The organism is Sphaerisporangium sp. B11E5 (assembly GCF_039871875.1).
Classification (GTDB): Bacteria; Actinomycetota; Actinomycetes; order Streptosporangiales; family Streptosporangiaceae; genus Sphaerisporangium.
This window is the reverse complement of sequence record NZ_JBDPMD010000031.1, coordinates 39382-62259: the sequence shown is the minus strand read 5'-3', so window position 1 is coordinate 62259 and position 22878 is coordinate 39382. Positions and strand designations below refer to the sequence as shown.

The 22878-nt window shown below is 72.7% G+C and carries 23 protein-coding genes and 1 pseudogene; 14 read left to right on the top strand and 10 right to left on the bottom strand.

Annotated features, from left to right (window positions below):
• Positions 1-13 precede the first annotated feature (13 nt).
• Together ABGB17_RS25175 and ABGB17_RS25170 are read left to right on the top strand one after the other, a co-directional pair.
• A complete protein-coding gene (locus ABGB17_RS25175) occupies positions 14-2767 on the top strand; it encodes a LuxR C-terminal-related transcriptional regulator (protein ID WP_347633684.1) in 2754 nt (917 codons plus the stop codon).
• A 247-nt stretch (positions 2768-3014) separates the two neighbouring features.
• On the top strand, positions 3015-3848 hold the full coding sequence (locus ABGB17_RS25170) for an alpha/beta hydrolase (RefSeq protein ID WP_347633771.1): 834 nt from the start codon (positions 3015-3017) through the stop codon (positions 3846-3848).
• A 49-nt stretch (positions 3849-3897) separates the two neighbouring features.
• Here ABGB17_RS25170 and ABGB17_RS25165 read toward each other — a convergent pair whose 3' ends face one another.
• Positions 3898-4557 carry a helix-turn-helix domain-containing protein gene (locus ABGB17_RS25165; RefSeq protein WP_347633682.1) on the bottom strand — a complete coding sequence of 220 codons (660 nt, stop codon included), beginning with the start codon at positions 4555-4557 and terminating at the stop codon, positions 3898-3900.
• Between the two features lie 157 nt (positions 4558-4714).
• On the opposite strand from ABGB17_RS25165, the gene ABGB17_RS25160 reads away from it, so the two are divergent.
• Both ABGB17_RS25160 and ABGB17_RS25155 read left to right on the top strand, forming a co-directional pair.
• Entirely contained in the window at positions 4715-5950 is a 1236-nt protein-coding gene (locus tag ABGB17_RS25160; protein WP_347633680.1) for an acyl-CoA dehydrogenase family protein, read from the top strand.
• Positions 5947-6723 carry an SDR family NAD(P)-dependent oxidoreductase gene (locus tag ABGB17_RS25155; RefSeq protein ID WP_347633678.1) on the top strand — a complete coding sequence of 259 codons (777 nt, stop codon included), beginning with the start codon at positions 5947-5949 and terminating at the stop codon, positions 6721-6723. Before ABGB17_RS25160 ends, ABGB17_RS25155 begins: the two co-directional genes overlap by 4 nt.
• Positions 6724-6845: 122 nt before the next feature.
• On the opposite strand, the gene ABGB17_RS25150 is transcribed toward ABGB17_RS25155, so the two are convergent.
• Entirely contained in the window at positions 6846-7982 is a 1137-nt protein-coding gene (locus tag ABGB17_RS25150) for a helix-turn-helix domain-containing protein (RefSeq protein ID WP_347633769.1), read from the bottom strand.
• A 103-nt stretch (positions 7983-8085) separates the two neighbouring features.
• Between ABGB17_RS25150 and ABGB17_RS25145 the strand changes: the two genes are divergently transcribed.
• Positions 8086-9294, top strand: coding sequence for a cytochrome P450 (locus ABGB17_RS25145; RefSeq protein WP_347633676.1), 1209 nt, complete (start codon positions 8086-8088; stop codon positions 9292-9294).
• Positions 9295-9523: 229 nt separating this feature from the next.
• Here ABGB17_RS25145 and ABGB17_RS25140 read toward each other — a convergent pair whose 3' ends face one another.
• The 3 genes from ABGB17_RS25140 to ABGB17_RS25130 form a co-directional block, all read right to left on the bottom strand.
• Positions 9524-10015, bottom strand: a complete 492-nt coding sequence (locus ABGB17_RS25140; RefSeq protein WP_347633674.1) for an SRPBCC family protein — start codon at positions 10013-10015, stop codon at positions 9524-9526.
• Between the two features lie 118 nt (positions 10016-10133).
• The gene (locus ABGB17_RS25135) at positions 10134-10778 is read right to left on the bottom strand and encodes an SRPBCC domain-containing protein (protein ID WP_347633672.1); all 645 of its coding nucleotides are present in this window, start codon (positions 10776-10778) and stop codon (positions 10134-10136) included.
• A 1-nt stretch (position 10779) separates the two neighbouring features.
• Positions 10780-11187, bottom strand: a complete 408-nt coding sequence (locus tag ABGB17_RS25130) for a metalloregulator ArsR/SmtB family transcription factor (protein WP_347633767.1) — start codon at positions 11185-11187, stop codon at positions 10780-10782.
• Positions 11188-11951: 764 nt separating this feature from the next.
• On the opposite strand from ABGB17_RS25130, the gene ABGB17_RS25125 reads away from it, so the two are divergent.
• Positions 11952-13316: an ankyrin repeat domain-containing protein gene (locus tag ABGB17_RS25125; protein ID WP_347633670.1), complete on the top strand. Its 1365-nt coding sequence runs from the start codon at positions 11952-11954 to the stop codon at positions 13314-13316.
• A gap of 61 nt (positions 13317-13377) precedes the next feature.
• Here the strand turns inward: ABGB17_RS25125 and ABGB17_RS25120 are convergent.
• Positions 13378-13668: pseudogene (locus tag ABGB17_RS25120) on the bottom strand (ATP-binding protein); the annotation flags it as partial.
• 113 nt (positions 13669-13781) lie between these two features.
• Here ABGB17_RS25120 and ABGB17_RS25115 point away from each other — a divergent pair.
• From ABGB17_RS25115 to ABGB17_RS25100, 4 genes are all read left to right on the top strand, one after another.
• The gene (locus ABGB17_RS25115) at positions 13782-14243 is read left to right on the top strand and encodes an alpha/beta fold hydrolase (RefSeq protein ID WP_347633668.1); all 462 of its coding nucleotides are present in this window, start codon (positions 13782-13784) and stop codon (positions 14241-14243) included.
• 3 nt (positions 14244-14246) lie between these two features.
• Positions 14247-14720: a RidA family protein gene (locus ABGB17_RS25110; protein ID WP_347633666.1), complete on the top strand. Its 474-nt coding sequence runs from the start codon at positions 14247-14249 to the stop codon at positions 14718-14720.
• Positions 14721-15119: 399 nt separating this feature from the next.
• On the top strand, positions 15120-15497 hold the full coding sequence (locus ABGB17_RS25105) for a hypothetical protein (RefSeq protein WP_347633664.1): 378 nt from the start codon (positions 15120-15122) through the stop codon (positions 15495-15497).
• A gap of 162 nt (positions 15498-15659) precedes the next feature.
• Positions 15660-15848: a helix-turn-helix transcriptional regulator gene (locus ABGB17_RS25100; RefSeq protein WP_347633663.1), complete on the top strand. Its 189-nt coding sequence runs from the start codon at positions 15660-15662 to the stop codon at positions 15846-15848.
• Between the two features lie 260 nt (positions 15849-16108).
• On the opposite strand, the gene ABGB17_RS25095 is transcribed toward ABGB17_RS25100, so the two are convergent.
• A complete protein-coding gene (locus tag ABGB17_RS25095; RefSeq protein WP_347633661.1) occupies positions 16109-16429 on the bottom strand; it encodes a hypothetical protein in 321 nt (106 codons plus the stop codon).
• An 8-nt stretch (positions 16430-16437) separates the two neighbouring features.
• Positions 16438-17124, bottom strand: coding sequence for a TioE family transcriptional regulator (locus tag ABGB17_RS25090; RefSeq protein ID WP_347633659.1), 687 nt, complete (start codon positions 17122-17124; stop codon positions 16438-16440).
• A gap of 78 nt (positions 17125-17202) precedes the next feature.
• Between ABGB17_RS25090 and ABGB17_RS25085 the strand changes: the two genes are divergently transcribed.
• Positions 17203-18405, top strand: coding sequence for an erythromycin esterase family protein (locus tag ABGB17_RS25085; RefSeq protein WP_347633657.1), 1203 nt, complete (start codon positions 17203-17205; stop codon positions 18403-18405).
• Positions 18406-18448: 43 nt separating this feature from the next.
• On the opposite strand, the gene ABGB17_RS25080 is transcribed toward ABGB17_RS25085, so the two are convergent.
• Positions 18449-18964 carry a GNAT family N-acetyltransferase gene (locus ABGB17_RS25080; protein WP_347633655.1) on the bottom strand — a complete coding sequence of 172 codons (516 nt, stop codon included), beginning with the start codon at positions 18962-18964 and terminating at the stop codon, positions 18449-18451.
• A gap of 124 nt (positions 18965-19088) precedes the next feature.
• Between ABGB17_RS25080 and ABGB17_RS25075 the strand changes: the two genes are divergently transcribed.
• Together ABGB17_RS25075 and ABGB17_RS25070 are read left to right on the top strand one after the other, a co-directional pair.
• Entirely contained in the window at positions 19089-19952 is an 864-nt protein-coding gene (locus ABGB17_RS25075) for a DMT family transporter (protein ID WP_347633653.1), read from the top strand.
• Positions 19949-20803 carry a DMT family transporter gene (locus ABGB17_RS25070; RefSeq protein ID WP_347633651.1) on the top strand — a complete coding sequence of 285 codons (855 nt, stop codon included), beginning with the start codon at positions 19949-19951 and terminating at the stop codon, positions 20801-20803. The genes ABGB17_RS25075 and ABGB17_RS25070 overlap by 4 nt, the downstream gene beginning before the upstream one ends.
• Before the next feature lie 50 nt (positions 20804-20853).
• Here ABGB17_RS25070 and ABGB17_RS25065 read toward each other — a convergent pair whose 3' ends face one another.
• Positions 20854-21918 carry a hypothetical protein gene (locus tag ABGB17_RS25065; RefSeq protein WP_347633649.1) on the bottom strand — a complete coding sequence of 355 codons (1065 nt, stop codon included), beginning with the start codon at positions 21916-21918 and terminating at the stop codon, positions 20854-20856.
• Between the two features lie 38 nt (positions 21919-21956).
• On the opposite strand from ABGB17_RS25065, the gene ABGB17_RS25060 reads away from it, so the two are divergent.
• On the top strand, positions 21957-22802 hold the full coding sequence (locus ABGB17_RS25060) for a polysaccharide deacetylase family protein (RefSeq protein WP_347633647.1): 846 nt from the start codon (positions 21957-21959) through the stop codon (positions 22800-22802).
• Positions 22803-22878 lie beyond the last annotated feature (76 nt).

The window sequence follows — 22878 nt, the reverse complement described above, 5'->3', positions numbered from 1 at the left end:
CATAACGCGACATATGGGCGTAACACTGAGAGGCGTGCTCCCCCCCGGCGACCCCAGCGCGCCGGTGCTCCGTGGCCGGGACGCCGAGCTTCAGGCGGTGCGCGCGCTGCTGGACGGCGCCAGGGCGGGCGCGGGCGGCGCGCTGCTGCTGCTCGGCGGGGCGGGGATCGGCAGGACGGCCCTGCTGGAGCGGGCCGCGGCCGAGGCCGAGGACCTCACCGTGCTGAAGGTCGCGGGGGTCGCGGCCGAGAGCGGCATCCCGTACGCGGGCCTGCACGCCCTGCTGCGGCCCCTCGCCGGGGAACGTGCGCGGCTGGCCCCCGCGCGGGGGCGGGTGCTGACGCGGGCGCTGGAGATGGGGGCGGGCGCGCCGGGACTGGCCCTGCCCGCCGCCGTGCTCGACCTGCTGGCCGCCGCCGCGGCGGACAGGCCGGTGCTGGCCTGCGTGGACGACGCCTGCCATCTGGACACCGCCAGCCTTGAGGCGCTGTGCTTCGCGGGCCGCCGCCTGCAAGGGGAGCCGATCGCCCTGCTGTTCGCCTCCCGCGACGACCACCCCGCCCTCGCCGGCCTGCCCTCCCGCACCCTCCGCCCTCTCGGCCCGCAGGCCGCGCGGGAACTGGCCGCCGACCTGACCGGCGGCGCGCTCACCGACGACCTATACACCGCGCTGGACCGGATCGCCGGCGGCAACCCCCTGGCCCTGCGGGAGCTGACCGGCGCCCTCACCCCGGCGCACCTGGACGGCACCGCCGCCCCGCCCGTCACCCTGCCCCGCGACGGACGCCTGTGGCGCGCCCACGCCGAGCGACTGGCCCGCCTGCCCGCCGCCACCCGCCACCTGCTGCTGCTCGCCGCCGCGGCCCCCGGGCTGGACCCCCCCACCCTGCTGCGCGCCGCGGGGCCCCGGGCCGCCGCCGCGCTGGAGGACGCCGAGCGGACGGGCCTGCTGCGCACCACGACGGACGGCCACGCGTTCGCCGAGCCCGGCATGCGGGCCGTCGTCTACTCCGGCGCGGCCCCCACTCGCCGCCGCGCCGCCCACCGCCTGCTGGCGGCCCTGCCCGGCCAGCACCGCCTCGGCCGCGCCTGGCACCGGGCCGCCGCGCTGGACGGCCCGCCCGAGGACCTCGGCGACGAGCTGGCCGCCGCCGCGCAGGACGCGCCCCCGCACGCCGGCCACCCCGACCCGTCCCTCGCGTTCGAACGCGCCGCCGAGCTCACCGAGCGCGGCGACGTCAAGGCCGCCCGCCTGGCCGCCGCCGCCCGGCACGCCGCCACCACCGGCGACCCGCGCCGCGCCCGCGCCCTGCTCGACCGCCTGCGCACCCTGGCCGTCACCGCCGAGACCCGGGGCAGGGCGGAACTGCTGCAGGGCGGCCTGGAACTGCGCGGCGGGGAGACCGGCAACGCCTGCGACAAGTTCCTCGCCGCCGCCGGGTGGCTGCTCGACCGCGACCGCGAGCTCGGCGTGCGCGCCCTGGTCCGCGCCGCCGAGGCCGGGTACTTCGCCGGGGACAACCGCCGTTTCGTGGCCATCGCCCGCCGCGCCGCCGAGCTGCGCCGCCCCGACGACCCCGCGCCCGCCCAGCTCATGTTCGACTATCTCGCGGGCATGGCCGCCACCTTCCAGGGACGCCACGACGAGGCCGCCGGCCCGCTGCGCCGGGTGCTGCACCTGTCGGCGTCGGTGCGCGACCCCGCCATGCTGGTCTGGGCGGGCGTCGCCAGCCTCATGCTCGGAGAGGACGACCACGCCCTGGCCCTGGCCACCCGGTCGGTGGAGACCGCCCGCAGCCACGGCGCCGTCTCCGCGCTGCCGCAGCTCCTCGAGCCGGTCATCCACGCCGAGTTCTGGACGGGACGCTACGCCTCCATGGCCGCGCACGCCGTGGAGGGCCTGCGCCTGGCCCAGGAGACCGGCAGGCTCAACTCCGCGGGGCACCACCTGGCCTGGTTGTCGCTGGTCGCCGCCCTGTACGGCGACGAGGAGACCTGCCGCATCCGCGCCGGGGCCGCGTTCGAGCTGGCCGACGCGCACGGCCTCGGCCTGCCCGCCGCGATCGGCACCCTGGCCCTGGCCCACGTGGACCTCGCCGCCGGGCGGGTGGCCGAGGCGGCGGCCCGGCTCGGCGCCCGGCGCAGGCACGACCACCTGGTGGCCCGGGTGATGGCCATCCCCACCTTCATCGAGGCCACCGCCCGCACCGGGGACCGCCGCCGCGCCCAGACGGCCCTCGGGGTGCTGGACCGGTGGGCCGGCAGTACCCGCAGCCCCGACCGCAGGGCCCTCGCGATGCGCTGCCACGCGCTGCTCGCCGGCCCGGGTGAGGCCGAGGCGCTGTTCCGCGAGGCCCTCGAGCTGCACCGGCTGGGGGCGTGCGAGTTCGAGACGGCCCGCACCCGCCTGCTGTACGGCGGGGCGTTGCGCCGTGAGCGGCGGCCCGGCACCGCCCGCCAGCACCTGCACGGCGCGCTGGAGACGTTCGAACGGCTCGGCGCGCGGCTGTGGGCCGAGCAGGCCCGCGGCGAGCTGCGCGCCGCGGGTCAGTCGGTGCAGCCGGCGCGGCCCGCCCCTTCCGCGGGGACCGAGCCGCTCACCGCGCAGCAGTCCCAGATCGCCCGCATGGTCGCCGAGGGCGCCACCAACCGCGAGGTCGCCGCCCGCCTGTTCCTCAGCCCCCGCACCGTCGAGCACCACCTGCGCAACATCTTCGTCAAGCTCGGCGTCCGCTCCCGCGTCGAGCTGTCCCGCCTGCTGTCCTGACCGGTCTCACCGCGTCGTGGCGAGGCCGGTGATTTCACCGATGCGCGGGTGACAGCGCGATCCAACAATGGCGACCGGCAGCAGTAAACGGAACCCCCGGCGCCGAGCCCCTCGCGGCGTCCCGCATCCCTGCCGTACGGCCCGCGCGGCCGTCCCGCGGAGTGGTTCCCTCCTACCACCAGGGAGCGCACACGTGCAGCGACCTCGAACCCTCTCCCCCCGTTCCCACCTGATCGCCAAAGCCGGGCTGGTCCTCACCCTGGCCTGCGGCGGCCTCGTCTCCGCCCCCGCGGCCCAGGCGGCGGACAATCCCTACGAGCGCGGCCCCGCGCCCTCCAACGCCAGCATCGAGGCCTCACGCGGGCCGTTCGCCACCGCGCAGACCTCGGTGTCGTCGCTGGTCACCGGGTTCGGCGGCGGGACGATCTACTACCCGACCGACACCAGCCAGGGCACGTTCGGCGCCATCGCCATCTCCCCGGGGTACACCGCCCGCTGGTCCAGCCTGAGCTGGCTCGGCCCGCGCCTCGCGTCCCAGGGCTTCGTGGTGATCGGCATCGAGACCAACACCATCTACGACCAGCCCGACAGCCGCGGCAGGCAGCTTCTGGCCGCGCTGGACTACCTGGTGCAGAGCAGCTCGGTGCGCTCCCGCATCGACTCCTCGCGCCTGGCGGTGGCGGGCCACTCCATGGGCGGCGGCGGCTCGCTGGAGGCGGCGAACGCGCGGCCTTCGCTGCAGGCGGCCATCCCGCTCGCGCCGTGGAACCTCACCAAGATCTGGTCGGGCGTCCGGGTGCCCACGATGATCATCGGTGGGGAGACGGACTCGATCGCGCCGGTCGCCACCCACTCCGAGCCGTTCTACAGCACGATCCCGTCGTCGTCGGAGAAGGCGTACCTGGAGCTGAACGGCGCCTCGCACTTCTTCCCGCAGACCTCCAACACCACGATGGCCAAGTACATGATCTCGTGGATGAAGCGGTTCATCGACAACGACACCCGCTACGAGCAGTTCCTGTGCCCGGCCCCCTCCGGCCTCGCCATCGAGGAGTACCGCGACACCTGCCCGCACTCCTAGCGGGATCACGTGACGATGGCGGCCGCGCCGTGCGGCCGCCATCGCCCGTTCACGCCCCGCGGCGGCGTTCTGCGCGTTCCTCCAGAAGGCGGGCCGTCTCGTCCGACACCTCGGTCGCCAGGACGGCCGACACCACGTCGACGAGGTGGCTGGTGAACAGCCGGTCGTCCTTGGCGGGGCCCCCGGCGCGGCGGGCCAGCTCGACGTACGTCAGCCGGATGGCGGTGAACCGCTGGTGCAGCCGGACCGCCACCGGGGACAGCAGCGGCGCCACCAGCTCGCGCCACCGGTGGATGCTGCGCGCGGGGCCGGCGTCCGGCAGCGGCACCCGGCCGGACCGGTGCACCAACTGCTCCATGATCCGCAGGTAGGCCCGCCCGCCGTCGGGATCGGCCAGCTTGGCGGCCATCGGCCGCACCAGGGCCGCCGCCAGGGTGCGGCGCGCCTCACCGGCGGGCAGGGCGCCGCGGGCCTGGTACTCGTCCAGCAACTGGTGGCGGCGCGCCTCGATCTCGGGCTCGTGCTTGGCCAGCACGGCGCGCAGCACGCCGTCGCGGTCGCCGAAGTGGTACTGCAGCGCCGTGGTGTTGCGCTGCCCGGCGGCCACGGTGATCTCACGCAGCGACACCGCGTCGATGCCGCGCTCGGCGAACAGGTGCTCGGCGGCGGCGACCAGCCGGGCGGCGGTGGTGCGCGGATCGGGAGGCATGGACGTCCTCGTCGTGCGGCGGGCGGGGCCTTCTTGCCGGGGCCAGGACCCAAGGTTAGGGTAATCAGGCACTTGCCTTAAACAGTGGAGCGGCCGCGTCAAACATCCCTCCCGGGACGGGGTGGCGGCGGGCGGGCCCGCCGACGAGAGGAGTCCGATGGCCATCGACTTCACCCTCGCCCCCGAGCACGAGGAGATCCGGCGGCGGGTCAGGGAGTTCGTCCAGCAGACCGTCGTCCCCGCGGTCGCGCCGTTCGAGCGGGAACGCCGCGGCGCCGTCCGGGACGAGTACCTGCGTGTCATCGTCGGGCTGCGCGGCAAGGCCAAGGAACTCGGGCTGTGGCTGCCGCACATGCCCAAGGAGTGGGGCGGCATGGGACTCGGCCACGTCGCGCTCGCCATGGTGCAGTCCGAGGCGGCCAAGACCCGGCTCGGGCCGTGGATCCTCAACTGCGCCGCGCCCGACGAGGGCAACATGCACACCCTGCTGCACTGGGGCACCGACGAGCAGAAGGACAGGTACCTGCGGCCGCTGCTCGCGGGCACCGTCATGTCGTGCTTCGCGATGACCGAGCCGGAGGTCGCCGGGTCCGACCCCACCCTGATCCGCACCAGCGCGGTCAAGGACGGCGACGAGTGGGTGATCAACGGCCACAAGTGGTTCATCTCCAACGCCCGCCGCGCCTCCTTCGCCATCCTCGTCGCCCGCACCGAGCCCGATGTGCCCGAGGGGGCGCGCGGCGCCACCACCGCGTTCCTGGTGGACCTGCCGCAGCAGGGGTGGGACGACGTGCGCGAGGTGGAGACCATGCACGGCTCCACCGGGCACAGCGAGATCGTCATCACCGACCTGCGGCTGCCGGACGCGCAGATCCTCGGCGGGCGCGGCAACGGGCACCGCCTCGGGCAGTACCGCCTGGGCCCGGCCCGGCTGGCGCACTGCATGCGCTGGATCTCGCAGGCCGAGACGGCGCTGGACATGATGGTCGGCCGCGCGCTCGCCCGGTACAGCCACGGGTCGCTGCTGGCCGAGAAGCAGGGCGTGCAGTGGATGATCGCGGACTCGGCCATGGAGCTGTACCAGTGCAAGCTCATGGTCCTGCACGCCGCCTCCAAGATCGACAAGGGGGAGGACTTCCGCACCGAGGTGTCCATGGCCAAGCATTTCGTCGCCGGCAGCCTCAACCGCATCGTCGACCGGGCCATCCAGGTGCACGGCGCGCTCGGCTACTCCACCGACACGCCGCTCGCGTCGATGTTCCAGCACGCCCGCTGGGCACGGTTCGCCGACGGCGCCGACGAGATCCATCAGATGCGCATCGCCGAGCGTACGATCGCCGCGTACCGGGACACCGGTTCCACCAGCGCCGCCACCGGAGGACTGCCACTGTGACCACCTCTGAGCGCGCCAGCGTCGTGCGGTCCGGCCACCTGGACGGCCTGGTGGCCCTGGTCACCGGCGGCGGCAACGGCATCGGGGCCGCGGTGGCCCGCCGCCTCGGCGCCGCCGGTGCGCACGTCGTGGTGGCCGACGTCGACGAGGACGCCGCGGGACGGGTCGCCGAGGAGGCCGGAGGGGTGGCCGTGGCGTGCGACGTGTCCCTGCCGGAGGACAACGAGCGTGCGGTGGCCACCGCGACCGGCCGGTACGGGCGGCTGGACCTGGCGTTCCTCAACGCCGGCGTCGTCTCCGGCTGCGGACTCGGCGACGACTTCGACCTGGCGCGTTACCGCCGGGTCATGGGCGTCAACCTCGACGGCGTCGTGTTCGGCGTCCAGGCGGCGCTCCCGGCGCTGCGGGCCGCCGGGGGCGGCACGATCGTGGCGACCGCCAGCATGGCGGGCATCGTCGGCATCCCGGACGACCCCATCTACGCCGCCAACAAGCACGCCGTGGTGGGCCTCGTCCGCTCGCTCGGCCCGCACCTTGCGGCGTCCGGCGTCAAGGTGCACGCGTTGTGCCCGTCGTTCGCCGACACCGCGATCCTCGGCGACGGCAGGCGGAAGCTGGAGGAGATCGGCTTCCCCGTCCTGGACGTCGCCACGGTGGCCGACGCGTTCTTCCGGCTGCTCGACAGCGACGGCACGGGGGAGTGCTGGTTCGTCGTGCCCGGCCGCGAGGCCGAGCCGTTCGTCTTCCGCCGCGCGCCCGGCCCTCGCGTCTGACCTCCACGCCGGCGACAGACATCCCGGCCTCGTGGCGTGTCCCGGGCGAAGAGGCGTCGCCGGGGAGCGGGCCGGGCGGCCCTCGGACCACGAGACGGCGGTGCCGGTGTTCTCCTGGTGTCCTAGCGCGTCTGACGGGACGGGCGGGTGACGGACGCCGCGGTGGCGTGCGCGGCAAGGCGGCCGTCGGCGCGGGCGACCACGCGGCCGCCCTCGACGCGGACGGCCGTCTCGGTGCTGTCGGACACGGCGGGGACACCCGCCGCGGCGGCCAGGGCGCCGGTGTCGTCGTGGACCACCTGCAGGGGAGGCCAGGCGTGCGCCGGGAAGGCCTGCCGCAGGGGGGCGCACACGTCGGCGACGACCAGGCGGGCCAGCGGGGACAACTCGCCCGGATCGCCGGTGACCACGACGGCGGTGACCGGTGTGCCGGGGGGTGCGGCGCGGACGGCCTCCTCGGCGGCCTCCAGGCGGTGCAGGCCGAGCACCGCGACCACGCCGTCGCCGAGGAGACGGGCGGGGGAGCGGCGCACCGCGTCCGTCGCGGGCGGCGGCGACCACGGCTCGTCCACGGCGCGGGGCGGGGGGACGCCGGGCAGCGGGGGCCGGCCGCCGCCGAGGTCGAGCCCGGCCAGCTCGCGGCAGACGGTGACGACGTCGAAGGGCTCCAGGAAGCCGGGCGCCGCGGCGGCCATCTGGCTCGCGCCGTGCAAGGTGGTCAGCACCGCCTCGGCGAGCCGCACCTGCCGGGCCGCCGGCGCCCCGGGCGGGCGCAGCCGTTCCAGGGCCAGGCCGAGCAGGATCGCGTCCAGCTTCAGCAGTTGGGCGAACGCGTGCCGCGTCCGGTCCTCGGCGAGGATCTCCGGCATCAGGTCCCGGCCGAGCCGGGCCGGCCCGTGCTCGTCGGTGGCGAGCGGAAGCCGCGCCACCCACTCCCGTGCGAGCGCCCCGAGCGCCTCACGCGCGGCACCGCCCGCATCCGGGGCCGGCGTCCCGTGGGGAGGCGCGGCGGCGGGAGGGTGGGGGTCGAGGCGGCCCGTGGGGTGGGGCGGGTCGGACAGGGCGGCGAGGACCGCGAAGTACAGGGCCCGTTTGCCGGGGAAGTTGGAGTAGACCGCGCCCCGGGTGAGGCCGGCGCGGTCGGCGATGGCGTCGATCTTGGCGTCGCGGAAGCCGTGTTCGGCGAACTCGTCCTGGGCGGCGGCCAGCACTCTGGCCCGGTTGCGTTCCTGGGCCTCCGCCCGGGTGAGCCGCCCCATGGTCCCCTCGTTCCCCCGGTTTGCCACGCGTCGGATCAGAAGATACCGTCGCCATTCAGATGATGTCATCATATGTTCTGAACATCCGAAAGCTGGAGGACGCATGACCGAAGACCGCACGGGCGCCGCCGCCGTCATCCCCGAGATCGACCTCACCGACATGCGGGTGATCCGCGACCCGTTCACCTCCTACGGCGAGATCAGGGAAAGCTCGCCCATCGCGCGGCTGACCATCCCCGGCATCGGCCCGGTGTGGCTGCTCACCCGGCACGAGGGAGCCCGCGCGCTGCTGGGCGACCCCCGTTTCGGCATCAGATCGGAGAGCTTCCTGCGGCCCGGTGTGCCGGAGGACTGCCTGCCGTACATGCGGACCATGTCGGAGATGGAGGGGCCGGAGCACGTCCGGCTGCGCAAGCTGGTGGCCCCCGCCTTCAGCGTGCGCCGGGCCGCCGAGTTCCGGCCGAGGATCGAGCCGCTCGTGGCGCGGCTGCTCGACGAGCTGCCCGGCCACGCCGAGGGGGGAGTGGTGGACCTCATGCGGCACTACGCCCGGCCGCTGCCCATCGACGTGATCTGCGAGCTGGTCGGCATCCCGCACGCCGACCGCCCGGCGTGGCGCGAGTACGGCGCGGTCATCGCGTCCGGCTCCGGCCAGGGGCTGGCCGAGGCGCTGCCCGGCATCATCGGCGGCGCCAAGGAAGCCCTGGCGCGGCGGCGTGCCGACCCCGGGGACGACCTGCTGTCCGACCTGATCCGCGCCCATGACGACGACGACCGGCTGAGCGACACCGAGATGGTCACCATGGTCTGGCTCCTCGTCCTGGCGGGCCAGACGCCGCACAACCTCATCGGCAACGCCGTCGCCGCCCTGCTGGCCCACCCCGAGCAGCTCGCCGCGCTGCGCGCCGACCCCGGCCTCATGCCGCGCGCCGTCGAGGAGCTCATGCGCTGGTGCGGCCCCGTCCTGCTGGCGATCCCGCGCTACGCCCGCGAGGACGCCGAGCTGTACGGCGCCGAGATCCGCGAGGGCGACGCGATCACCGCCGCCGTGGCCGCCGCCAACCGCGACCCCCGCGCCTTCCCCGACCCCGACCGCCTGGACGTCACCCGCCCCGCCGCCGCCCCCCACCTGGGCTTCTCCCACGGCCCCCACTTCTGCCTCGGCGCCGCCCTGGCCCGCGTCCAGACGGAGACGGCCCTCACCGCCCTGCTGGAACGCCACCCCCGCCTCGCCCTGGCGACGGCACCCGAGGAGACCCGCGCCCTCGACCCCGGCACGTGGCGGCTCACGTCGCTACCGGTGACCCTCTGACCGCACGGGTACAGGACCAGGAGGCGGGGCAGGCCACCCGTCCGCACTCATGCGAAGCGGACGAGGGGGGATGAGGCATCGTTGATCGCGACCTGCGGCGACGCCCGCGGGGCCGTACATGAAGCGGCCCCGTTATCTGTGGCAAAGGGCAGCTTGCCTCAGCGGTCATCTACGGACGAAGGGAAGATCAACACGCCACGCCGTCAGACGCCTGACCAGTTACGGCAGATCAGTCCGTCGCTTCGCGGACGTCCTTTCCCTGCTCGGCGAACGCCTTGAAGTCCTGCATGTGCTGTTGCGACTGCTTGCGGAAGGCGCCGGGCATCAGAAGTCCCACCAGCTTCATCAGAAAGCCGCTGAACCGGTATTCGTTCTCGCACTCCCAGAGCGTCGTTTCCGGGCCGGCTTCGGTCAGCCGGTCCCGCACGGCGCTCCACATGCCCTCGCCGACGATCTCGCGGTCGAAGTGAACGACGCTCGTTTTCGTGATCTCGCGCAGGTCTGCTGGTTCCCGGCGTGTGATGGTCTCGGTGCCCTCGATCTTCCGCTGGCCCATCTGCATCACGACACGCGACTTGGTGCCGAGCTGCCCGTGCTCCCCACTCAGCGGCTCGTGCAGCACCAGGCCCCGCAGCCATTTCGGCAGGTGTGCCGGGTCGGCGAGCAGCTGGGCCACCTTCTCCCGCGGCAGGGCGATCTCGATGGAGACGGTGTATTTCATGGGGCGCATCATTCGTTTCCTTCTAGGTGTGTGGGGACGGCCCTCGGCCTGGCGATTCGTGATTCTCATCGTGGGTGCGGGCGCCGAGGGCGCCGGTCGGCCCACCGCAGTAGGAATGTCAGGCCGGGTCGGGGGCGTAGAACTGGGTGGTGGCCTCGACTGCGGCCGCGACGTGCTCCGGTTCGCCACCGGCGGCCAAATGAGCCTGGCCCCAGGCTGCGGCGCTGCGCCGGCTGAATTCGCGTCCTTCGGGCGACTTCTCGAACTCTTCGTGGCCGGCGATCTCGCCCTCGGTCAGGAGCCGGGCCAGGGTGAGCAGAGCCAGGTCCCAGCCGACGCCGCCGGCGCCTGGGCCGTAGGTGGGGAAGGAGGGCTCCCCGATGAACGCTGCGTGGATCAGTTCGAGCTCCGTGTCGCCGGTGGGGCCCGGGACCAGGCGCACTTCCACCTCGCTCGTGCCGGGCCAGGCGTCGGCGTCCGGTCCGTAGAGCCAGGACACCTTGAGTAGACGCGGCGGTTCGCACCGGAGGATGTCGCCGTGCTCACCACCGTCCAACGCGAACTTTCCGCCAAGCCGGAGGTCCCCGGTGACCGGCTTCAACCAGCGGCCCAGCCGCTCGGGGTTGGTGATGGCGTCCCAGACGTCGTCGATCTCCGCGTCGTATCGACGCCGCAGCTCTACGGTGTACGCCTCGCCGGCGGGCACTCTGCTGCTGCCCATCGCCCGGTGCACGGCGGCCAGCTCGTCCAGTAGGTCTTTCATGTCATGCCCCTGTCGGTGGTGGATCAGTTTTGCCCGTATCGGTGCCGAACCCGGCCTGCCGGGTGGGTTCCTCACTGGCCCGGGGCAGGCGTGCACGCCTGCCCCGGGCCAGCTCGGTCCCCAAGGCGTCGAGGCGTTGTTCCCAGTGCCGGCGAAACCGGTCCAGCCACGCGTCAACCTCGCTCAGCGGCGCGGGCTCGACAGCGTAGAACCGCCGAGCGCCCTCAGCCCGCACCGACGCGAACCCGCTGTCACGCAGCACACGCAGATGCTGGGAGACAGCCGGCTGGGAGATGGCGAACTCGGCCCGGATGACGTCCGTGATCGCCCCGGAGGTCTGCTCGCCGTCGGCGAGCAGCTCCAGAATGCGCCGGCGCACGGGGTCGCCGAGAATGTCGAACGCGTGCACGACGATGATCATACCGGCCTATACTTATATAAGTTAAGACTGATATCGCGTCGGCGGCACCGCATAGGTTGACCTGCAGAACGCCCGATGAGTTACCAGAGCAGAGGGGACAGGTTTTGTTCGTGGGAACTGACCACAGTTGCTCGTGAGTCTTGACCGCACCTGGCGGCGGGAAGCATGATCAATGTTGGCGAGAAGTGACCGCACTTTGACGGCTGGGCGTCTGCGGGCCGGGGTGGGCACAACCGTGCTCCCGCCTAACGTGGGCGACGGCAGGCCTGTGGGGGACGTGCCATGTGTCAGAGGCGACTGGTGGCCTGTAGCAGGGTGCGGGCGATCCCGCTCAGCCGTAGCCGAGCGGTTGCCCTGTGCGAACCGCTCGGTAAGGGCGCTGAGCTCGCCATCGCCTGGTGCCGGGTGACCGCTGAGGGTCCTGGCCTCGTAGACAACCTGCTGCGACAGGTCGGCGAGGGTGAAACCGCGGCCGCCCCAAGACCTGGCTGCGGCCGCGATCTTCGACAACGACGCTATTCGGGATTTCTTCCGTCCGGGCCGTCGAAATCTTCCTGACCTCTCGGAAGGCTCTTCGACGCTTTCCAGGGTTGCCTTCGCTCGGAGCCGATCACTAGTGTGAATAGAGCGTACGAGGGCGCTGCCAGTCCGCGGGCAGGGATTTTCCCACCTCGAGCAACACTTCAACGCACCGGACAAGATCAACCTCTTTCCGGCCGGGCAAGCGGGCCTCGGCGACGAAGGAGGTTGCGATGTCCGATCGTCATTTCGAGCTGCCGGCCCATCCGAACCTGGAGTACTACCGCAAGCAGGCCAAGCACCTGCATCACGCGTACGCGATGGGCGATACGACAGCCGAAGCCCGGGTCGCCGACGTGCTGGGCGACCGGGCTGCCGAGCGGTTCCTGCTCAGCGATGCCCAGTTCGTGCTCGCTCAGGAACACGGATTCCGAACCTGGGCCGAGTTCCGCGCTCACATCGAAAGCCGCAGTGCCACCGAAGATCGGCCGGTCTCCCGCCTCATGGGACTCAGCCCCGGCGCCTACGCCTCGATGGCCGACGCCCTCCTGGCCGACCTGCGTCGCAACGACGCAGGCGCGTTGCGACGTTTGCGGGCCTACGTGTCTCGGCACGCCGTCGCCACCTCCGCCACCACCACCGAGCTTCGAGACGCGCGGCTGGTCATCGCGCGGGAGGCGGGTTTCCCGACCTGGCGCGAGCTCGTGTCGTTCGCCGAGAAATCCAGGCGTGATCTCGATGAACGTCAGGAGGAGCGGCGGCGCCTGTACCGCGAGGCCGAAGCCCTGCTGGCCGGCGATACTCATCGGCTGGCCCATCTGACCGCCGAGCAGGCCGACACCCTGCTGCAGATGCTGGCGGGCCCCGAGACGATCCCCGGTGTCCGGCTCGAGAAGGATCTCGGTGTGCCGCGCACCGCAGTGGATGTCTTGATCGGCAAGGCCACCAAGTTGGAGGGCCCACTTATCTGGGCTGCCCGATCCAATCGGGTCGAATACGTGCGCCTGCTGCTGGACGCCGGTGCCGACCCCGGCACCCGACCTTGGGGCATCACCCCACTGGAGAACGCCATCCACCACGGCAACACGGAGGTCGTCGACCTGCTCGCTGAGCACAGGATCGTCCCGCAGGCGCTCTGGACGTATGCCGCCTGCGGTCGGCTGGATCTGGTGCGGGCCTGTTTCGACGCCGACGGCAGACTACGGCCGGACGCCGCGTCGGCGCGCCCCGACCTCGCCGACGCCGGCGGTGGCTTGCCGTCTCGGCTGCCGGTGACCGATGATCCGGAGGAGATCGTGGGAGAGGCGTTCGTCCATGCCTGCCAGCATGGCCGGATCGAGGTCGTGCGCTGGCTCCTCGACCGCGGCGTCCATCCCGACGTCGCGCCCTACCTCGGGCGGACCGGCCTGCACTGGGCGATCCCGGGCGGTCATCTCGAGGTGATCCGGCTGCTTTTGGAGCGCGGTGCCGACCCGTCCGTCCGCGACGATCTCTTCCTAGCCGACGCCGACGGCTGGCTGCACATCGCCTTCGTCGCCCGCCCGCACGATCCGGTGACGCAGCAGCTCCACGATCTGCTCGAGTCTCGATCGCACTGAGTTACTGCTGCGGGTCCGGGCCGCCCACCGCGCCAGTCGCTGAGCTTCCCAAGGCCCATGCTCAACTGCCAGCGGCGGCCTTCTTCGCGGTGGTGGAGGCAGTGACCTGGGCGCGGGTTTGGGCGAGCCGGTAGGACTCGGTTCCGGTCTCGATGATGTTGCCGCCGCAGGTGAGGCGGTCGACGATGGCGACGCAGAGGCGGAGGTCGGTGAAAGTCTCGGTCCAGCCGCTGAAGGATACGTTGGAGGCGATGGCGACGCTGGCCTTCTCTTCTCGCTCGGTGAGGACCTGGAAGAGGAGTTCGGCGCCGCGCCGGTCGAGTTCCATGTAGCCCAGCTCGTCGACGCAGAGGGTGACGCCGCGTTCGTGTCCAGCATCATCGCCTCGATCCCCGGGCCGGTCGTCCTGGCCGGCCATTCCTACGGCGGCGCGGTCATCACCAACGCCGCAACCGTCACGATTACGTGCGCAGGCTGGTCTTCGTGGCCGCCTTCGCGCCCCAGCGAGGGGAGAGCATCTTCGAGCGGACCGGCCGCTTCGCGGGCAGCACACTCGGCGACACGCTCGCGCCGGTACCGCTCGGAGGCGGGACGCTCGACCTCGACATCCGGCAAGACCGCTTCCACGAGCAATTCGCCGCGGATGTGCCCGCGGCCGAGGCGGCGGTGCTCGCCGCGCCCCAGCGTCCGCTGCGTGACGTGGCACTGAACGATGCCTCCGGCCCCCCGGCATGGCAGGGGCTGCCGTCATGGTTCGTGTTCCCCGACGCCGATCGCAACGTCCCGATCGCGATGCACCGGGTCATGGCCGAGCGGGCCGGCGCCAAGGCAACCGTGGAGCTGACCGGTGCCTCGCACGCGCTGACCGTGTCCCGGCCCGGAGGGGTCACCGACATGATCGCTACCGCGATCGCCGCGGTCGTGTGAGCCGTGCACCCGCCATGCCGCTGGACCGGGCATCTGCTCACACTCGGCCTGGACCTGCCGCCGGCCCCGGCTCCATCGGCCCGGTATCTGCCCGCGGCCCAAACCGGCGGGCTCGTCTTCACCGCCGGGCACCCGCCGGTCGTGGCCGGTGTCCCCACCGTCACCGGCCTGGTCGGCGCGCGGGTCAGCACCGGTCAGGCGGCCGCGGCGGCACGCCTCTGCGCGCTGAACGCACTGGCCGCCGTGACGACCGTGGCGCCGCTGGATCGCATCAACCGAATCGTGAAAGTCACCGGCTTCGTGGCGTCCGCCCCCGCATTCCACGACCAGGACACCGTCCTGGATGCCGCCTCAGAGCTGCTGCACGACATCTTCGGCAACGCCGGACGGCACGCCAGATCCGCGATCGCGACCACGTGGCTGCCCTTCGACGCCCAAGTCGAGATCGAGCTCATCGTAGCGCTCGGCCCCCTGTAACCACCGCCCTGGCGGCCATGCCTTGGCCGTCCCAGCCGGTCCGGCATACAGTGCCCGACACGATTGTCGGAACGTGAGAGATCCGCGTTCACGAACTGCTGGACGCGGCGCAGAATGAGCAAGGCGCCGCCCTCGTGGTCCGCGGCGCAGCCGGGGTCGGCAAGACCACCCTGGCCGAGCACGCACACGCCACGGCCACCAGCCGCGGATTCCGGGTACTGACCTGCGCCGGGGTGCAGAGCGAGACAGTGCTCGGCCTGGCCGGCCTGCATCAGCTGCTGCAGGCCGTGATCGACCGCGCCGAGGTGCTGCCGCACCGGCAGCGCGACGCGCTACGCAGCGTGTTCGGCGTCGGCGCCGACAACGCGCCTGACCGGCTCCTGGTGTCCCTTGCCGTCCTTGGCATGCTGGACGACCTCGCGCGCGAACGCCCGCAGCGCCCTGGCGCTCATCGCCGTTTCAGGCTACCCAGACCCGCTGGAGTTCAGCGCGATCGCCCGACGGGCCGCCCCCCTCGACCTGCAGCGCGCCGGCGATGTCATCTATCTGGCCTCAAGCTGGTTCAGCGCCGACGGCGCCACCAACACCCACGTCGCGGCGGAGATCGAAGACGCTCTGCGGGCGATCGCGCTGCCGGAGGAATCGCTGCAGCGGCAGTTGCTGCACCGCACCCGAGCGCTGCTCGGCAACCAGCCCGAGGAGCGCTTCCAGCTCGCCCTCGCCGAAGACGGCTACCCGCTGCAGACGGCCCGCACGCGACTGCTGTACGGCGAGTAGCTACGTCGCCAGCACCGGATCCCGCAGGCACGCGACGAACTCGCCGCGGAAGCCGCCGCCTTCGACCATGCCGGCGCCCGCCCATGGACTGCCCGTGCCCAAGCCGAGCTACGGGCCTCCGGCGTCGCGATCCCCACCACCGCGACGACGACGCGCCCGGCGGTGACCCAGCTGACCGCCCAAGAACTGCAGATCGCCCGACTGGCCGCGAAAGGCCTGTCGAACAAGGAGATCGCCGACCATCAGTTCCTCCCCCACCGAACCGTCGGCAGCCACCTGTACCGGGTATATCCCAAGCTCGGGATCAGCGGCCGCGCAGCTTCGCGCGACGCCCTGGCCGACTTGGCCTGATCAACACGTGCCCCCGGGCTGCCCAGGCTGGTCCTTGGCGTCCGGGCCATCGAGAATCGAACTCCCTTGAGCCTTACGCCGTCACAGCGTCCAGGACCATCACCGCAGCGGCCAAGCGGACACTCGGCGAGGTCGTGCCGTTCATCGGGATCCGGGTCACACGCGGCAGCAAGGACCCGTCCCGGCCGTCCCGGAACTGGTCGGTTCCGGGGTCGAGGAGGAAGTCCGCAGGAATCAGCGGTATCACACCACGCCGGAGCTCATGGGGTGGTGCCTTGCTTCCGGCGGCGCAGGGGATCTCGGTCGGCGACGTGAGCGGCCACGGCGTCGACACTGGGCCGGGCATAGCGCTCGAGGGAGCGTGCGGAGGCGTGCCGGGAGCGAGCCAACAGGGTTGGGGTGTTGGTGCCGTCCTCGGCTTCGTGCGTCAGCGCGGAGTGGCGCAGTTGATGCAGCGTCCATCCGCCGCGTGCCTCGAGTTCGGCAATGGTGCGGTCAGGATCGGCGAGACGACACGATCGGGTGTGGCGAAGCGAGTGCCCGTCCCGGGGCGGGCCGAGCGTGTTGGCCAGCCATTTCACTGAAGGCGCTATGGCGTCGTCAGGTAGGTGTCGAGTGCGGCGGCGCCGGTCAGCATCGCCAGGCCGCGTGCCGTCAGCCGGTCGCGCCAGTCCCGCAGTGTCGCCTGCAGCGGCTCAGGGCCGCCCGCTGTTCGTACGCGTTCCAGCACCTGGGCGATCTGCTCCAGGCCGTAGCCGCCCCGGCGTAGCTGGTGGGCCAGCAGTACGTCACGTACGTCGGGGGAGGTGTAGACGCGGTAACCGGTGCGTGGGTCGCGCCGGGGGAGGAGCAGGCCGGCCCGCTCCCATTTGCGCAGCGTCGCCGGGCGGAGGCCGAGCCTGCGGGCCAGCGGGCCGATGAACGTCACGCCGGGCTCCAGTTCACGCGGCGGAGCAAGGTCGCGCAGGGCGCGTTCCACGGCTTCCAGGGTGCGCCGGTCGCCGGCCAGTTGGGCGTGGCTTTCGTCGATCAGCCGCAGCGCCTCCTCCGTCGTGCCGCCGTTCACGGCCCGCATGATCGCGCCCGCGGTCGCGTGGCCGTGGGCGGGGATCAGTGCGAGGAACGTGCGCAACGCCGCCGCGTGGCGCGGCGTGTAGTTGCGGTAGCCGTGCGGAGAGCGCGCGGCGGGCGGCAAGATCTCCGCGTCCTCGTAGTTGCGCACCGCCTGCGTGGACAGGCCGTGCTCGCGCGCCAGATCGATGGGCCGCAACCGCATTTTGAAAGTATGTCCTCGTCAGTAGCCGTAAATACGGCTAAAGCTTACACCGGCGGTTCAACGATACAGTTGAGAGACATGACGACCTCGATCCTGGACGCCGCCCGTCCGTTCACCGGCGGTGCCCTCAGCGCGCTCATGTCCCCGGCCACCCGCCTGCTCGGCCTCGGCGAGCCCACCCACTGGACCGGCGCCTTCCTCGAACTGCGCAACGAGCTCTTCCGCCACCTCGTCGAGCACGAGGGCTACCGCTCGATCACCATGGAGACCGACTGCCTGGCGGCCCTGGTCGCCGACGCGTACGTCACCGACGGCACCGGGACCCTCGACGACGCGATGAGCCGCGGTTTCAGCCACGGCTTCGGCGCTTCGCCCGCCAACCGCGAACTCCTGCGCTGGATGCGCGCCTACAACGAGCGACGTCCCCCGCGCGAGCGGATCCGCTTCTACGGCTTCGACGGCCCGTTGGAGATGACCGGCGCCGCCGCCCCGCGCCCGGCCATGACCGCGCTGTACGACTATCTCGCCGCCCACCTCGACCTGGCCTGGAGTCGCGAGGCCATCGACGAGCTGCTCGGCCCTGACGAGCGCTGGACCGGCCCGGGCCTCATGGACGCCACCCGGTCCGTCGGCGGCACGCCCGAGGCCAAGGAACTGCGCCTGATCGCCGACGACCTGCGCGTGCTGCTCACCGCGTACGCCCCCGACCTGACGGCCGCCACATCCCTCGACGACTGGTGGCGGGCCGACCTGTACGCCCGCACCGCCGCCGGGCTCCTGCGCTACCACGCCGGCGTGGCCGACCCCGCACCCACCCGTCTCGGCACTCTGATGTACCTGCGCGAGACGATGATGGCCGGCAACCTCGACGCCATCGTCCGCCGCGAGGCCCGTCGCGGCCCTACCCTCGCCTTCGCCCACAACCGCCACCTGCAGCGCGACAAGAGTCACATGCGGTTCGCCGGCGTGCCGCTCCAGTGGTGGAGCGCGGGCGCCATCATCGGCGCCCGTCTCGGCGACCAGTACAGCTTCGCCGCCACCACCTTCGGCCGCCGCGGCTCCGACGTCCCCGATCCCGGCACCCTCGAAGGGCTCCTGTCGACCTTTCCCCACGACCGCGCCGTCATCGACCCCGGCCACCTCACGGCCGCCCTGGACCAGGAGCTGACGCCACGCGTCCCGGCCGACCACACGTACTTCTCCCTCGACCCGGCCACCACTGATCAGGTCGACGCCATCGTCTTCGTCAAGGAGATCGAAGAGTTCAAACTCCCACAATAAAAATCTACGTTGTAAAGGCGGCGGATTAGGTTCAAATCAGACATCAACCACCAAAACCACTCAACGAGCGACCGAAGACAAGAAGGGTGAAACCGGGGATGGGAGCCCAGTCGCGTGCGGGCAGCCGGGTGAAGCCCTGGGACAGGTAGAGCCGCTGGGCGGTCTTCATGGCCGGCTGGGTGGACAGCAACAGGGCCGTGGCGCCGCGGGCGGCGGCGCGGTCGAGGACCGCTCGGATGAGGGCGGCGCCGATGCCGCGGCCCTGGGCCTCCGGGGCGACGGCGAGGGCGCGCATCTCGGCCTCGTGGGGGCCGGTGGCGAGTTCGCTGCCGGGGCCGTAGGGGTCGAGCATCGCGGTGCCGAGGATCTGATCGTTCTCGACGGCGACGAGGACCTCGCCGTGGCCGTCGGCGCCGAGGGCGCTGAGCCTGCGGGCGTAGGCGGGGTGGGCGGTGAGCAAGCCCTCGGCCTCGTAGGCGGCGACCCGCAGGGCGCCTACGGCGGGCATTTCGCCGGGGTGGGCGTCGCGCACGATCATCACCCCATCAAACCAGGTCATAGCTGGGTGTTGGTTCCGGGTGGTCTTTTGACCTGAGGTAGAACGATCTTCTGGGTGGGCGGTGCGCCAGGTGGGAGGGGATGGGTAGGAGCGCAGTGGGGGCGGGGGACTTCGGAGGGGGCACGTGATCTTCTTGGTGCCGCTCATGGCGGCGTGCCTGCTCGGCATGGGGTTCGTGGCGCAGCAGCACGCCGCCTACCGTGAGCCGCTGGGCGAGATGTTGCATGTGCGGCTGCTGCTGCATCTGGTCCGTCAGCCGTTGTGGCTGGCGGGCATCGCGTTGATGTTCGGTGGCCAGGTGCTCGGGGCGCTGGCGTTGTGGGACGCGGACGTGTCCGCGGTGGAGCCGTTGTTCGCGACCAGCCTCATCTTCGCGCTGACGGCCGCGCACATCGTCTACCAGGAGCATCTGGGGTGGACGGAGTGGGTGGGGGCGGTGCTGGTCAGCGGGGGTGTGGCACTGTTCCTGGCGTTCGGGGAGCCGCACGGGGGGCGGGCGCCGTCGGCGGGTTCGGCGCACTGGATGGTGGTGGCGGCGGTGCTGGCGGCGTCGGCCGCGCTGGTGGCGGTGGGGCGCAACCGCTCGCTGCAGGTGAAGGCGATCCTGCTGGCGGCGTCGGCGGGCATCCTGTACGGCTTGCAGGACGTGCTGACCCGGGGGTCGCTGCTCACGCTGCGGCACGGGCCGGAGGCGCTGGCCACGTCGTGGGAGCCGTACGTCGTCCCGTGCGTGGCGGTGGTGGGGCTGCTGCTCAACCAGAGCGCTTTCGACGCGGCGCCGCTGCGGGTCTCGTTGCCCGCGACGACGGTGGCGGAGCCGATCACCGGCATCGTGCTCGGTATCGCGATCTTCGCGGAGCGTCTGGAGCTGACGGCGGGGGCGCTGGCGGCCGAGGTGGCCGGCCTGGTCGCGATGGTGACGGGCATCGTGCTGCTCGGCCGTTCGCCCTATCTGGTGAAGTCGGGGCAGGGGGCCGGGGCGCGGTGATCGCGGTGCTGCTGGCGGTGTGCGCCGCCATGAGCAACGCCGTGGCCTCGGTGCTGCAGCGGACCGCGGCGCGCCGGGTGCCGGCGCGCGCGGCGATGCGGCTGAGCCTGTTGTGGGCCCTGGTGCGCTCGCCGATCTGGCTCGGGGGGATCGCGGCGCTGACGTTGGGGTTCGCGTTCCAGGCGGCGGCGTTGTCGCAGGGCGGGCTGGCGCTGGTGCAGCCGGTGCTGATCAGTGAGCTGCCGTTCACGATGATCTTGGTGTCGGGGGTCTTCCACGTGCGTCTCGGGGTGCGGTCGTGGCTGGCGATCGTGTTGCTGACCGGGGGGCTGGCGTTGCTGCTCTTCTCGGCGTCGCCCCAGATGGGGGACGGGGGGCCGGACGCCGCGGGGTGGCTGATGGCCACCGCGGGGACGCTTGCGACGATCGGGGCGCTGGTGCTGGTGGCGCGGATCACGGTGGGGGCGGGGCGGGCGGTGGCGTTCGGGCTGGCGGCGGGCATCGGGTTCGCGTTCACGGCGACGTTCATCAAGCAGGCCACGGTGGTGCTGGAGGAGGACGTGTCGGTACTGCCGGTCACCTGGCAGGTGTACGCGATGGTGGTGGCGGGGTTGTGCAGCTTGTTCCTGCTGCAGAACGCGTTGCAGAGCGGGACGCTGGTGGCGGCGCAGCCGGCGTTGACGCTGAGCGATCCGGTGGCGTCGATCGTGTACGGGACGACGATGTTCGATGAGCAGATCCGCACGGGGGGGTGGATCGTGCCGGAGTTGACCGGGATCGGGCTGATCGTGGGGGGGAGTTACCTGCTGGCCCAGTCGCCGTTGTTCCATGCGCAGTTGAGCGCGGGCTGAGGGGCGGGGTCAGGCGGCGCGGGTAGGTGGGGGTTTCTGGGGCGCCCGGGTCAGGCGCCGCCGGCGGGTGCGGGGTTCTCTTCGCGGGGGTCGCCGGTCAGGGTCTCGGCGGGCGGGGCGGTGAACAGGGCGGTGGCGGGGGCGGTCCGGTGGGCGCGGTGGCGGGGGTCGGCGAGGCGGTCCAGGGCGGTGAGCAGGGCGGCGGGGTCCGGGGCGAACGTGGTGAGGCCGGCGCGGGCCATGGCGTGGGCGCCGGCGCGGCCGTGGCCGGGGATGGGGCGGTAGGACACCACCGGCAGGCCGGCGGCGAACGCCTCGACGCAGGTCAGGCCGGCGGCGTTGTCCACCAGGGCGTATGCCCGCGCCATCAGGTCGGGCAGGTCGTCGCGCCAGCCCAGTGCCTGCCCGAGCCCGGCGGCGGTGAGGCGGCGGCGCAGCCGGGTGTTGCCCGCGCACAACACGACCGGGGTGTACCGCCCCGACGCGGCCAGCACCCGCGCCGTCCGCGTCACCTGCCCCACGCCCCAGGCGCCGGCCGACACCAGCACCAGGCGTCCGGTGGGGTGCGGCGGGGTGTGGAAGGCGGGCCGGGCGAGCGGGGCGTAGGCGGCGGCGGGCCGGTGCGTGGCGGCGGTGGCCTGGCGGGCGGTTTCGGGGGTGGGGCACAGGTACCGGTCGTTGCCGGGGTGCAGCCAGAGCCGGTGGAGGGCGAAGTCGGTGACCAGCACGGTGCTGTGGGCGGTCAGTGTGCCGCGGTCGCGCATCAGCCCGGTGATCTGGGCGGCCAGGTGGAAGGCCGAGACGACCTCGGTGGGCCGTTCCCGTGCGAGGAGCGCGGTGAGCCGCCGGGCGGCGAGCCGGGCCAGCGGTGACACGGGGGACCCGCGGACGAAGAAGACCTGGTAGACGATCTCGTAGACGAGGGGTGTGCGCTGGACTGTCGTGCGGTACCACCAGCGGAGCAGCGGTCCGAGCCGCAGGGGGAGGAGCCGGATGACGTCGATGACCTGTACGTGTGCGCCGTCCCGGGTGAGGCGCCTGGCCAGTTCCCGTGCCACGCCGTCGTGGCCGGCGCCCATGGAGGCGCTGAGGATGAGCACGCGCCGTGGGGTCATCCCGGTCTCCCGGGGCGACGGCCGGCCGGGGGCGCCGTATGGCGGGGGCTGAGCGGGTGCGCCTGCCGGCGGGGCGCGAGGTGGGGGCCGGGCGGGTGCGCCGGGGGGCGGGGTACGCGGCGCTGGCGGCGGGGGTGGCCGGGCTGGTCCATGTGGGTCCCGCGGCGACGTGGTTGCGCGGGGTGCGGCGGGTGGTGCCGGGTCTCGCGGGGGTGGGGGAGCCGGGGCATGTGGCGCTGACGTTCGACGACGGGCCCGATCCGGTGTCCACGCCGTGTTTCCTGCGGGAGTTGCGGCGGCTGGAGTGCCGGGCGACGTTCTTCGTGCTGGGGGAGATGCTGGAGCGCCACCCGGGGCTCGGCCGGAGGATCGCCGAGGAGGGGCACGAGGTCGCCGTGCACGGCTGGCGGCACACCGCGACACTGCTGGCCCGCCCGGGGGCGGTGGCCGGGGAGATGGGTGCGGCCGTGCGGCTGGTGCGGGAGGTGACCGGGGTGCGCCCGGTGTGGTACCGGCCGCCGTACGGGGTGCTGAGCGCCGAGGCGCTGGTGGCGGCGCGGGCGCGGGGGCTGCGGCCGGTGTTGTGGACGGTGTGGGGGCGGGACTGGACGGCGTCGGCCACCCCGGGGTCGGTGCTGGCCGAGCTGGCGCCGGGGTTGCGCGGCGGGGCGACGGTGCTGCTGCACGACAGCGACCACACCAGCGCTCGGGGGGCGTGGCGCGTGGCGCTCGGTGCCCTGCCGGAGGTGGTGGCACGGTGCCGCGCGGCGGGCCTTGAGGTCGGCCCGCTCGGCGAGCACGGCGTGCGGCGGCGGGGTGGCCACGGCTGGTCCTCCTGGAGTAGCGGGTGCCAGGACACGGTCTCCGCGGGCGGGCGCCGGTAAAGCCGGGGAACGGTCAACGTTCGGCCGGGAATCGCGGCGCGTGATTGTCTGTATCGGTATTCCGGGGAAAATGGAA

Coding starts and splice junctions, on each gene's coding strand:
- ABGB17_RS25085 (WP_347633657.1), top strand. CDS start 17,203: ATGACGACCTCGATCCTGGACGCCGCCCGTCCGTTCACCGGCGGTGCC.
- ABGB17_RS25175 (WP_347633684.1), top strand. CDS start 14: ATGGGCGTAACACTGAGAGGCGTGCTCCCCCCCGGCGACCCCAGCGCG.
- ABGB17_RS25060 (WP_347633647.1), top strand. CDS start 21,957: ATGGCGGGGGCTGAGCGGGTGCGCCTGCCGGCGGGGCGCGAGGTGGGG.
- ABGB17_RS25080 (WP_347633655.1), bottom strand. CDS start 18,964: ATGACCTGGTTTGATGGGGTGATGATCGTGCGCGACGCCCACCCCGGC.
- ABGB17_RS25065 (WP_347633649.1), bottom strand. CDS start 21,918: ATGACCCCACGGCGCGTGCTCATCCTCAGCGCCTCCATGGGCGCCGGC.
- ABGB17_RS25125 (WP_347633670.1), top strand. CDS start 11,952: ATGTCCGATCGTCATTTCGAGCTGCCGGCCCATCCGAACCTGGAGTAC.
- ABGB17_RS25135 (WP_347633672.1), bottom strand. CDS start 10,778: ATGAAAGACCTACTGGACGAGCTGGCCGCCGTGCACCGGGCGATGGGC.
- ABGB17_RS25160 (WP_347633680.1), top strand. CDS start 4,715: ATGGCCATCGACTTCACCCTCGCCCCCGAGCACGAGGAGATCCGGCGG.
- ABGB17_RS25140 (WP_347633674.1), bottom strand. CDS start 10,015: ATGAAATACACCGTCTCCATCGAGATCGCCCTGCCGCGGGAGAAGGTG.
- ABGB17_RS25150 (WP_347633769.1), bottom strand. CDS start 7,982: ATGGGGCGGCTCACCCGGGCGGAGGCCCAGGAACGCAACCGGGCCAGA.
- ABGB17_RS25090 (WP_347633659.1), bottom strand. CDS start 17,124: ATGCGGTTGCGGCCCATCGATCTGGCGCGCGAGCACGGCCTGTCCACG.
- ABGB17_RS25145 (WP_347633676.1), top strand. CDS start 8,086: ATGACCGAAGACCGCACGGGCGCCGCCGCCGTCATCCCCGAGATCGAC.
- ABGB17_RS25165 (WP_347633682.1), bottom strand. CDS start 4,557: ATGCCTCCCGATCCGCGCACCACCGCCGCCCGGCTGGTCGCCGCCGCC.